This window comes from Streptomyces sp. NPDC043876, assembly GCF_056435825.1.
Genome location: NZ_JBWKDV010000002.1, coordinates 383,360 through 394,749 on the forward strand (window position 1 = coordinate 383,360; position 11,390 = coordinate 394,749).

The window sequence follows — 11,390 nt, forward strand, 5'->3', positions numbered from 1 at the left end:
TCTTCCGGGCGCCGGGCGGATCCGATCGGCCCCGCCGACCACGGATGATGGAGGACATGCACGTCAAGCCCGTCGCCTCGGCGTTCCAGTGGGTCCGGGACACCGGCCGCCGGCTCACCGGGAGCCGGGCCGCCTCGCCGCGCGCGCTCGACGTCCTCACCGCCCTCGGCTGCCTCGCGCTGATGGCCCTGGACCTGCCGGGACTCGCTGCCGAGGACAACTCGCTCAGCGCCCCGCAGGCCGCGGTGGTGCTCACCGCCGGAGCGGCCACGCTGCTGCTGCGTCGCCGCACGCCGTGGGCGGCGTACCTCACCGCGCTGCTCTTCATCGGCTGGCTGCACGAACTGACCCTGATCCAGTTCGCCCTGTACTCGGTCGGCCGCTACCGCGGGCGGCGGGCCGGGGTCCTGGCCACCACCGGGTACGTCCTCTTCGCCTTCGCGCTCTTCAACCTGCCCGGCTGGCCCGAGGAGCGGGCGGACACCCTCAGCGGGTTCCTCAGCCTGGTCATCCCCATCGGCGTGCTGGCCGCCGCCGTCGGGATCGCCGCCTACCGGCACGACCTGGTGCGCGAGCTGGCCGTCCGGCGCGGCGAGGCGGCCGTCTACGAGGCCGTGGAGCAGGAGCGGCGCTCGGTCGCCCGGGACGTGCACGACTTCGTCGGGCGGGAACTGACCCTGCTGACGGTGCGCTCCGAGGTGCTCTCGATGCGGGCGCGCGAGACGGCGTACGCCAAGGACTTCGAGGAACTGGCCGACACCGCGCGCCGCGCCCACCTGGTCCTCAACGACATCATCGTGCAGCGCGGCGAGCGGGCCGCGACCCCGGGCGTGGACGGGCTGGCCGCGCTCGCCGACGAGAGCGGCCGGGCCGGCTCGCCCGTCCGGCTCGTCATGGACCCGGAGGTGCGCGCGCTCTCGCCGCTGCGCCAGGCGGCCGTGTACCGGGTGGTCCAGGAGTGCCTGACGAACGCCGCCAAGCACGCCCGGGGCGAGACCATCGAGGTGTCCATCGCGCTCGACGGGCCGCAGGTGCGGATCTCGGTCGGCAACGGCCTGCCGGTGCGCGGCCCGGTGCGCGCGCCCGTCTCGGCGGGCTCGGGCACGGCGAGCATGGCCGAGCGGGTCCGCAGCCTGGGCGGCACCCTGACGGCGACGCGCACGGAGGACCGCTACCGGGTCGTCGCCACCCTCCCGCGCGGCTGAGCCGTCACGCGGCCGCGCCCGGGGCGACGCCCGGGGCCGCGCCCCGTCCGCAGAACCGTTCCTTCGCTTACTTCGCCTACTTCGCCGCCGGGGGCAGCAGCGAGTTCAGCGTGTCCATGTCCTCCACGCAGATCCCGGTGCCCAGCACCACGCAGTCCAGCGGGTCGTCCGCCACGAAGACCGGGATCCCGGTGGCCGAGGCCAGGCGCAGGTCCAGGCCGGGCAGCAGCGCGCCGCCGCCGGTCAGCACGATCCCGTGCTCCATCACGTCCCCGGACAGCTCCGGCGGGCACTCCTCCAGGGTGGCGCGGACCGCCGCGATGATCGCCTCCACCGGTTCGTCGAGGGCCGCGCGCACGTCGGTGGCGGTCAGTTCCAGCGAGGTGGGCATCCCGGCGACCTTGGCACGGCCCCGCACCATGAAGGTGCGCTCCTCGCGCTCCGGCTCGCCGGGCACCGGCCAGGCCGTGCCGATCGCGCACTTGACGTCCTCGGCGGTCCGCTCGCCGATGAGCAGTCCGTGCGCCTTGCGGACGTGGTCGGTGATCGCGGCGTCGAACCGGTCCCCGCCGACCCGCAGCGACCGCGCGGTGACGATCCCGCCGAGCGAGATCACGGCCACCTCGGTGGTGCCGCCGCCGATGTCCACCACCATCGAACCGCGCGCCTCCCCGACCGGCAGCCCGGCGCCGATCGCCGCCGCCATCGGCTCCTCGATCAGGTGGACGGCCCTGGCCCCCGCCCGGGTCGAGGCGTGGACGATGGCCCGCCGCTCGACCGGGGTGACCCCGGAGGGTACGCAGACCACCATGCGGGTGCGGGTCCTGCGGCCCGGCACGGCCTTGCGCACGAAGTGCCGGATCATCTCCTCCGCGGCCTCGTAGTCGCAGATCACCCCGCCCTTGAGCGGCCGGATCGCGGTGATGGAGCCGGGGGTGCGGCCGATGGTCTCCTTGGCTTCGGCGCCGACGGCCACGGCCGTCGCCGTCCCCGCCCGGACCGCCACCACGGACGGCTCATTGAGCACGATGCCGCGCCCCCGCGCGTAGACGAGGGTGTTCGCGGTGCCCAGATCCATCCCTATGTCGCGGCTGGAACCCGTCTTGCTGCTGCTGGCCTGCGGCATTCGTTCCCCTATCTCCTGCCGCAACACTCGCACGGCGTACCCCTCGGCCCGCGCGCCCAAGGTCCCGAACCGGCCGGGCCGAAAGTCCTCCCGCTCCCCGTCCGTAGACTGGGGTCCGTGAGTGAGCAGCAGCCTGAGAGCGACGACCGGCCCGACGAGTTCGACGAGATCGTGGCCGAAGAGACCGACCGCGACCCCGACCTGGCGGTGATCGAGGCCGGCAGCCGCACCCTGCGCGCCCATGGCGGGGCGCCGCAGGGCGACCAGGCCCCCGCCCGTCCCGAGGACCCGGAGGTCGAGCGGGCCCTGCGCGAGGTGGAGCAGGAGCTGGCCGGCCGCTGGGGCGAGACGAAGCTGGAGCCGTCCGTCACGCGCATCGAGGCGCTGATGGACGTCCTCGGCGCACCGCAGCGCGCGTACCCCTCCATCCACATCACCGGCACCAACGGCAAGACCAGCACCGCCCGCATGATCGAGTCCCTCCTGGTCGCCTTCGAGCTGCGCACCGGGCGCTACACCAGCCCGCACGTGCAGTCGATCACCGAGCGGATCAGCCTCGACGGGTTGCCGATCAGCCACGAGCGGTTCGTGGAGACCTACCACGACATCAAGCCGTACGTGGAGATGGTCGACGCGGCCGAGGAGTACCGGCTGTCCTTCTTCGAGGTGCTCACCGGGATGGCCTACGCGGCCTTCGCGGACGCCCCCGTCGACGCGGCGGTCATCGAGGTCGGCATGGGCGGCAGCTGGGACGCCACCAACGTGATCGACGGGACGGTCGCGGTGATCACCCCGATCAGCCTGGACCACACGGACCGGCTCGGTTCCACCACCGGCGAGATCGCGCAGGAGAAGGGCGGGGTCATCAAGCAGGGCGCCGCCGTCATCCTGGCGCAGCAGCCGGTGGACGCGGCGCAGGTGCTGCTGAAGAAGGCCGTGGAAGTGGACGCGACCGTGGCCCGCGAGGGCATGGAGTTCGGCGTCGTCTCCCGCGAGGTGGCGGTCGGCGGCCAGCGGCTCACCCTGCGCGGCCTGGGCGGCGAGTACGACGACCTGTTCCTGCCGCTGTACGGCGCCCACATGGCCCACAACGCCTCCGTCGCCCTGGCGGCGGTCGAGGCGTTCTTCGGGGTCGGCGGCGAGCACGCGCGCCCGCTGGACGTGGACACCGTGCGCAAGGCCTTCGCCTCCGTGTCCTCCCCGGGCCGGATGGAGGTCGTACGGCGCAGCCCCACGGTGGTGCTGGACGCCGCGCACAACCCGGCCGGCGCCCGGGCCACCGCCGAGGCGGTCACCGAGTCCTTCGGCTTCAGCCGGCTCATCGGCGTGGTCGCCGCGAGCGAGGGCAAGGACGTCAGGGGCGTCTTCGAGGCCTTCGAGCCGATCTTCGCCGAGGTCGTGGTGACCGAGAACACCAGCCACCGGGCGATGGGTGCGGACGAGCTCGCCGCCATCGCGGTGGAGGTCTTCGGCGCCGAGCGCGTGCAGGTGGAGCCCCGGCTGGACGACGCGCTGGAGGCGGCCGTCACCCTGGCGGAGGAAGAGTCCGAATTCGGAGGGGCCGGGGTCCTGGTGACCGGTTCCGTGATCACGGTGGGCGAGGCCCGCCTGCTGCTCAAGAGGGGCTGAGGACATGCGCACGCTGTGTGCCAGCACGCTGATCGGCGAGTTCTTCGTGATCGGCTTCGCCGGGCTGGTCGCGATGAAGAACCCGGACCTCGGCCAGGCCGCGGTCTGGACGGTCTGCGGGGTCGCCATGCTCCTGTCGGTGCTGCTGTGCGGGATGCTCTCGCGTCCCGGCGCGGTCCAGATCGGCTGGGCGCTGCAGATCGGGCTCGTGCTGAGCGGGTTCGTCGTTCCGATGATGTTCATCCTCGGTGCGGTGTTCGCGGGCCTGTGGTGGTGTTCGGTGCACTACGGGCGCAGGATCGACGTCATCAAGGCCCGCTGGGCCGCGCAGGCGGAGGCGTCCGCACCTGACGCTGCGTGACGGGGACCCGTACGGCCCCTGTAGCCTCGACGCACCGCACCCGTATGCCGCAAGGAGTTCGAACATGACCCAGCGCACTCTCGTCCTGCTCAAGCCCGACGCGGTCCGTCGCGGCCTGATCGGCGAGGTCATCGGCCGCATCGAGCGCAAGGCCGGCTGGACCATCCCCGCGCTGGAGCTGCGCACGCTGGACCAGGAGACCCTGGAGGCGCACTACGGCGAGCACAAGGGCAAGCCGTTCTACGAGCCCCTCATGGGCTTCATGGCCTCCGGTCCCGTGGTCGCCCTGGTGGTCGAAGGGGAACGCGTGATCGAGGGTGTCCGCCAGTTGGCCGGACCCACCGACCCGATCGCCGCGGCGCCCGGCTCCATCCGGGGTGACTTCGGCACCATCGTCCGGGAGAACCTGATCCACGCCTCGGACTCCGAGGAGTCCGCCGAGCGCGAGCTGAAGCTGTTCTTCCCGGCCCTCTGATGGCTCAGCGACGGCCCGCCACTGACGCGACATCAGCCGAATAGCGCTCATGACCTGGGGCGACCGAAGTAATTTCGGTCGCCCTTCGGTATGAACGGCGGATCCCGGGAACGCATCAGCAGGACACGACGTCACCACCAAGGGGGCGGGTTTCCGTTCCGGCGGGATTGCCGGAGTCCCGCAGCGCGGTGCCCGTACCACCGGCACTACGATGGGGCCTCCACCCACACACCCACCTCGCCGACCCTGACAGCAGCCGCTATCAACTGGAAGGCCAGACGCTCCTCATGGGGAACAAGGGGAACAACATGTCGTTCATCGGCCGTGACATGGCGATCGACCTCGGGACCGCCAACACGCTGGTGTACGTGAGGGGCCGGGGAATCGTCCTGAACGAGCCGTCCGTGGTCGCCATCAACACGAACACCGGTGGCATCCTGGCGGTCGGCACCGAGGCGAAGAAGATGATCGGGCGCACGCCCGGCAACATCGTCGCCGTACGACCCCTCAAGGACGGCGTCATCGCCGACTTCGAGATCACCGAGCGTATGCTCCGGTACTTCATCCTCAAGATCCACAAGCGCCGCTACCTGGCCCGTCCGCGCGTCGTGGTCTGCGTACCCTCCGGCATCACGGGAGTGGAGCGGCGCGCCGTCATCGAGGCGTCCACGCAGGCCGGCGCCCGCCAGGTGCACATCATCGAAGAGCCCATGGCCGCCGCCATCGGCGCGGGCCTGCCCGTCCACGAGGCCACCGGCAACATGGTCGTGGACATCGGCGGCGGCACCACCGAGGTCGCCGTCATCTCCCTCGGCGGAATCGTCACGGCACAGTCCATCCGGGTGGCCGGCGACGAGCTGGACAACGCGATCATCCAGCACATCAAGAAGGAGTACTCGCTCCTCCTCGGTGAGCGCACCGCCGAGCAGATCAAGATCACCATCGGGTCGGCGTACGACCTCGACAAGGACGAGCACACCGAGATCCGCGGCCGCGACCTCGTCTCGGGCCTGCCCAAGACCGTGGTCATCTCCGCCGCCGAGGTGCGCAAGGCCATCGAGGAGCCCGTCAACGCCATCGTCGACGCGGTCAAGACGACCCTGGACAAGTGCCCGCCGGAGCTGTCCGGCGACATCATGGACCGCGGCATCGTCCTGACCGGCGGCGGCGCGCTGCTGCGCGGCCTCGACGAGCGGCTGCGCCGGGAGACCGGCATGCCCATCCACATCGCCGAGGACCCGCTCGACTCGGTCGCCCTCGGCTCCGGCAAGTGCGTCGAGGAGTTCGAGGCGCTCCAGCAGGTCCTGGACGCGCAGCCCCGTCGCTGACCCGTCCGGCCGAGGGCCGCGGAACACAAGGATCCGCCGTACGGGTGCTGCCGCTCCCGTACGGCGGATCGTTGATATACAGGCAGGGAATTATTCCGACGAGGAAGGCACGGCCGCCGCACGTGAGGGACACACGAGAGAGCCGGCTGCTCCTGGTGCTTCTGATCGCCATCGCGTTCGCATTGATCACGGTGGACATCAGAGCGGGCGAGGAGTCACCGGTCGACGGTGCCCGGCAGGCCGCCGCAGCGGCCTTCGGCCCGGTCGAGAAGGGCATGGCGACCGCGGTGGACCCGGTCGCCCACGCCATAGGGGCGGTGCGGGACTCCGGGAAGCGCCACAACCGGATCACCGCGCTCGAAGGCGAGAACGCCGCGCTCAAGGCCAAACTGGGCAGCGACGACCGCAACAAGAGCCGCATCCGCGAACTGGACGAGATGCTCAAGCGGGCCGGCTCCGGCCAGTACGGCATCAAGGGCGCCGAGGTCATCGGCATAGGAGCGGCCCAGGGCTTCTCCTGGACCGTGACCATCGACGCCGGCAGCAAGGACGGCATCGAACGCGACATGACCGTCCTGAACGGCGAAGGCCTCGTCGGCCGGGTCACCACCGTCGGCCCCGACACCGCCACCGTCGTCCTCGCCAACGACCCCGACTTCACGGTGGGCACCCGCCTGGAGAAGACCGGCGAACTCGGCTTCGCCACCGGCCAGGGCGACCGCGCCCTGTCCGTCCAGATGCTCAACGGCAAGGCCAAGATCAGCCCCGGCGACCGCCTCGTCACCTTCGGCTCGCGCGGCAACAAGCCCTTCGTGCCCGGCGTCCCGATCGGCGAGGTCGTCAAGGTCGACCCCTCCCGCGGGGACCTCACCCGCACGGTCTGGGTCCGCCCCTACGTCGGCTTCTCCCGCCTCGACATCGTCGGCGTCGTCGTCATGCCGCCCCGCCAGGACCCGCGCGACGCCGTCCTGCCGCCCAAGCCCGAAGGACCCAAGCCGACGCCGACCGTCACCGTCACCGTCACGCCGTCCGCCGGCGCGTCCCTCAAGCCGGCCGACGAGTAGGAGCCGAACGTCATGCGCTTCAACCGCATCCTGCTCTCCGCCACGCTGATCGTGGTCGCCCTCGTCGTCCAGGTCACCGTGCTGGGACGGCTCCAGCTGCCCGGCGCCGTCCCCGACCTCGTACTGCTCACCGTCGTCGCCCTCGCCCTGGTCTACGGACCGGTCAGCGGCGCCCTGATCGGCTTCGGCGCCGGACTCCTGGCCGACCTGGCCCCGCCCGCCGATCACGCCGCCGGGCGCTACGCCCTGGTGCTCTGCCTCATCGGCTACGCCTGCGGGCTGGCGCGGCCCGACACCGGCCGCTTCCGCTCCGCCTGGGGGCCGATGCTCACCGTCGTGGCCGCCGCCGTCAGCTCCACCCTGCTGTACGCGGGCGTCGGCGCGCTGGTCGGCGACACCGCCGCCCGCCACGTCGGGCTCACCGGCCTGCTGTTCACCGCGGTCCTCTACGACCTGCTGCTCGCACCGTTCACCGTGCCGTTCCTGATGGCGCTGGCCCGGCGCGCGGAGAACGACCCGATGGCCGTCGAGGCCAACGGCGGCCCGGCGCAGGGCGCCGACGTCGCCTCCGGCTGGCTCTCCGGCGGTACGGGCCTGCGCATCGGCAGCCAGCGCGGCGGCCTGCGGCTCAAGAGCGCGCGCGGCCGCGCGGACCGGGCCGTGCGCATAAAGGGGGTCAAGGGCGTCAAGAGCGTCAAGGGCCTCAAGGGCGTGAAGAGCGTCAAGAAGCTGTGACGGGGGATCACGCGTGACCAACATTCCCGAGACCGGCCGCACCCCCCGGGTGCAGATCCGGCTCGTCATCATCCAGGTGCTCGTCTTCTCGCTGCTGCTCACCCTCGGCGGGCGGCTGTGGTACCTGCAGATCCGCAACGGCGCCGAGTACGCCGACGAGGCCAAGAACAACCACGTCCAGCAGGTCGTCCAGCCCGCCGTGCGCGGCTCGGTCCTCGACGCCCGCGGGGTGCCGCTCGCCGACAACGAGACCCGCCTCGTCGTCTCCGCCAGCCGCACCGAGCTGATGAAGATAAAGGACAAGGGCAAGGGCGTCCTCACCCGGCTGGCCGGGGTCCTGGACATGAAGCCGCAGGACGTCATGGACAAGGTCCGTCTCTGCGACTCCAAGACCCCCCAGCCCTGCTGGAACGGTTCCCCCTACCAGCCGATCCCGGTCACCCTGGAAGCCACCACCCAGCAGGCCCTGCAGATCCGCGAGCGCCCCGAGGACTTCCCCGGCATCACCGCCGAGCCCACCGCCGTACGCCGCTACCCGGCCCCCGGCGGCGCCAACACCGGCCAGGTCCTCGGCTACCTCTCGCCCGTCACCGACAGCGAGATCCAGGCCGCCAAGACCACCAACTCCCCCTTCCTGCGCTCCGACCAGGTCGGCCGCTTCGGCCTGGAACGCACCTACGACAAGGCGCTGCGCGGCAAGTCGGGCGTCACCCGCTACGAGGTCGACAACCTCGGCCGCGTCATCGGCGAGGCCAAGAACGACCCCGCGGTCCCCGGCGCCAACGTGGTCACCAGCATCGACGCCCGCGTGCAGGCGGTCGCCGAGTACGAGCTGAACGCCGCCATGGTCGAGGCCCGCAAGCAGAACGACCGCAACACCGGCGTCAACTACAAGGCCGACGCGGGCGCCGTCGTCGTCCTGGAGTCCAAGACCGGCCGCGTCGTGGCGATGGCCTCCAACCCGACCTACGACCCGAACGTCTGGGTCGGCGGCATCTCCGGCAAGGACTACGCCAAGCTCACCGCCAAGGAGTCCAACGTCCCGCTGATGAACCGGGCCATCCAGGGCCAGGCAGCCCCCGGCTCCATCTTCAAGGTCATCCCCACCGCGGCCGCGGTCAACGCCGGATACGACTTCGACGGCAACTACCCCTGCCCCAGCTCCTACTCCATCGGCGGCCAGGTCTTCAAGAACTTCGAGTCCCAGGGCCACGGATCCATCACCCTCGGCCGCGCCCTGGAGGTGTCCTGCGACACCGTCTTCTACGCCCTCGGCCACCAGCAGTGGCTCAAGGACGGCGGCCTCAAGCCGATCAAGAACCCGGCCCAGATCTTCTACAAGACCGCCCACCAGTTCGGCCTCGGCGCGGAGACGGGGGTGGACCTGCCCGGCGAGGAGAAGGGCCGCGTCCCCGACCGCGAGTGGAAGCAGAAGTTCTGGGAGGCCAACAAGGACCAGTGGTGCAAGACCGGCAAGAAGGGCGGCACCTACGTCGAGCTGCTGTCCTACGAGAACTGCCTCGAAGGCAACCTCATGCGCGCCGGTGACGCCGTCAACTACTCCATCGGGCAGGGCGACACGCTCGTCACCCCGATCCAGATGGCCACCATCTACGCGGCCATCTCCAACGGCGGCACCCTCTGGAACCCGACCATCGGCAAGGCCGTCATCAGCGCCGACGGCAAGAACGTCGAGGAGATCAAGCCCAAGGCACACGGCAAGCTGCCCATGACCGAGGAGACCCGGTCGAAGATAAACGAAGCGCTGGAGGGTGTCGCCACGCGCGGCACCGCCGCCTGGCGCTTCGGCGGCTGGCCGCAGAAGCAGATCCCCATGCACGCCAAGACCGGCACCGCCGAGGTGTACGGCAAGCAGACGACGTCCTGGTTCGCCACGTACACCGAGGACTACACGGTCGTGATGACGATCTCCCAGGGCGGCACCGGCTCCGGCGCCTCCGGCCCCGCCGTGCGCAACATCTACAACGCCATCTACGGCCTCGACATGGCCGGCAAGCAGGACCCCGCCAAGGCCCTCCTGCCGCGCCCCCAGTCGACCCTGCCCACGATCCAGGCCGACGGCTCGATCGACGCACCCGAGATCAAGCCCTACGTACCCCCGAGCCCCGAGGACGCGCCGCCGCCCCTCGCCGGACCGCCCGCCCCGGGAACCGGGAGGCAGGACTGATGCCCGGACCCAACACCTTCTCCGTCTCCCGCTACGCCCCCGACCGCGGCGCCCTCGGCAAGCTCACCGCCCGTGACTCGGTGCTGCGCCGGCTGGACTGGCCGATACTGCTCAGCGCCCTGGCGCTGTCCTTCATCGGCTCGCTGCTGGTGTGGTCGGCCACCCGCAACCGCACCACGCTGAACAACGGGGACCCGTTCTACTTCCTCCTGCGGCACGCCATGAACACCGGCATCGGCCTGGTGCTGATGATCGGCACGATCTGGCTCGGCCACCGCACCCTGCGCGGCGCCGTGCCGGTCCTGTACGGGCTCTCGCTGGTCCTCGTCCTCGCCGTGCTCACCCCGCTCGGCGCGACCATCAACGGCGCGCACGCCTGGATCGTGATCGGCGGCGGCTTCTCGCTCCAGCCCTCCGAGTTCTGCAAGATCACCATCATCCTGATCATGGCGGTGCTGCTCTCGGCCCGGGTGGACGCGGGCGACCTCGACCACCCCGACCACCGCACCGTGGTCAAGGCGCTCTGCCTGGCCGCCGCCCCCATGGGCATCGTCATGCTGATGCCCGACCTCGGCTCGGTCATGGTCATGCTGGTCATCGTGCTCGGCGTGCTGCTGGCCTCCGGGGCCTCCAACCGGTGGGTGCTCGGACTGCTCGGCTCCGGCGCGGCGGGCGCCGTACTCATCTGGCAGCTCGGCATCCTCGACGAGTACCAGATCAACCGCTTCGCGGCCTTCGCCAACCCCGCGCTGGACCCGGCGGGCGTCGGCTACAACACCAACCAGGCCCGGATCGCGATCGGCTCCGGCGGCCTGCTCGGCGAAGGGCTCTTCCAGGGTTCCCAGACCACCGGCCAGTTCGTGCCGGAGCAGCAGACCGACTTCGTCTTCACCGTGGCGGGGGAGGAGCTGGGCTTCGTCGGCGGCGGACTGATCCTCGTCCTGCTCGGCGTGGTGCTCTGGCGGGCCTGCGTGATCGCCCGCGAGACCTCCGAGCTGTACGGGACGATCGTCGCCGCCGGGATCATCGCCTGGTTCGCCTTCCAGGCCTTCGAGAACATCGGCATGACGCTCGGCATCATGCCGGTGGCCGGGCTGCCGCTGCCGTTCGTCTCCTACGGAGGATCCTCGATGTTCGCCGTGTGGGTGGCCATCGGACTGCTCCAGTCGATCAGGGTGCAACGGCCCATGTCGGCCTGACCGGGGAGCGGCCGCCCTCCCGTCGGCGCGGCGGGGGGCGACCGCGCCCCGGGGTACGCTTGAGAGTCGCCCCCTGCCCG

At 71.1% G+C, this 11,390-nt stretch carries 10 protein-coding genes; 9 read left to right on the forward strand and 1 reads right to left on the reverse strand.

Translation table 11 applies throughout. From position 1 onward, the window contains the following. Positions 1-56 precede the first annotated feature (56 nt). A complete protein-coding gene (locus AC0693_RS06895; protein WP_356410570.1) occupies positions 57-1,205 on the forward strand; it encodes a sensor histidine kinase in 1,149 nt (382 codons plus the stop codon). Between the two features lie 76 nt (positions 1,206-1,281). Here the strand turns inward: AC0693_RS06895 and AC0693_RS06900 are convergent, their stop codons facing one another. Beyond that, on the reverse strand, positions 1,282-2,331 hold the full coding sequence (locus AC0693_RS06900) for a rod shape-determining protein (RefSeq protein WP_469333841.1): 1,050 nt from the start codon (positions 2,329-2,331) through the stop codon (positions 1,282-1,284). A gap of 117 nt (positions 2,332-2,448) precedes the next feature. Between AC0693_RS06900 and folC the strand changes: the two genes are divergently transcribed. The 8 genes from folC (at position 2,449) to rodA (ending at position 11,310) form a co-directional block, all read left to right on the forward strand. Continuing rightward, positions 2,449-3,960, forward strand: coding sequence for a bifunctional tetrahydrofolate synthase/dihydrofolate synthase (gene folC, locus AC0693_RS06905; RefSeq protein ID WP_469318536.1), 1,512 nt, complete (start codon positions 2,449-2,451; stop codon positions 3,958-3,960). 4 nt (positions 3,961-3,964) lie between these two features. Further along, positions 3,965-4,321 carry a DUF4233 domain-containing protein gene (locus tag AC0693_RS06910; protein ID WP_356410579.1) on the forward strand — a complete coding sequence of 119 codons (357 nt, stop codon included), beginning with the start codon at positions 3,965-3,967 and terminating at the stop codon, positions 4,319-4,321. 64 nt (positions 4,322-4,385) lie between these two features. Next, positions 4,386-4,796: a nucleoside-diphosphate kinase gene (ndk, locus tag AC0693_RS06915; RefSeq protein WP_356410582.1), complete on the forward strand. Its 411-nt coding sequence runs from the start codon at positions 4,386-4,388 to the stop codon at positions 4,794-4,796. 308 nt (positions 4,797-5,104) lie between these two features. Next, positions 5,105-6,124, forward strand: coding sequence for a rod shape-determining protein (locus AC0693_RS06920; protein WP_112453164.1), 1,020 nt, complete (start codon positions 5,105-5,107; stop codon positions 6,122-6,124). Positions 6,125-6,246: 122 nt separating this feature from the next. Continuing rightward, positions 6,247-7,188 carry a rod shape-determining protein MreC gene (mreC, locus tag AC0693_RS06925; protein ID WP_356410585.1) on the forward strand — a complete coding sequence of 314 codons (942 nt, stop codon included), beginning with the start codon at positions 6,247-6,249 and terminating at the stop codon, positions 7,186-7,188. 12 nt (positions 7,189-7,200) lie between these two features. Beyond that, positions 7,201-7,923: a rod shape-determining protein MreD gene (gene mreD, locus AC0693_RS06930; protein WP_468463285.1), complete on the forward strand. Its 723-nt coding sequence runs from the start codon at positions 7,201-7,203 to the stop codon at positions 7,921-7,923. Positions 7,924-7,936: 13 nt separating this feature from the next. Further along, a complete protein-coding gene (gene mrdA / locus AC0693_RS06935) occupies positions 7,937-10,111 on the forward strand; it encodes a penicillin-binding protein 2 (RefSeq protein ID WP_478801172.1) in 2,175 nt (724 codons plus the stop codon). Further along, entirely contained in the window at positions 10,111-11,310 is a 1,200-nt protein-coding gene (gene rodA / locus AC0693_RS06940; RefSeq protein WP_478801173.1) for a rod shape-determining protein RodA, read from the forward strand. The genes mrdA and rodA overlap by 1 nt, the downstream gene beginning before the upstream one ends. Positions 11,311-11,390 lie beyond the last annotated feature (80 nt).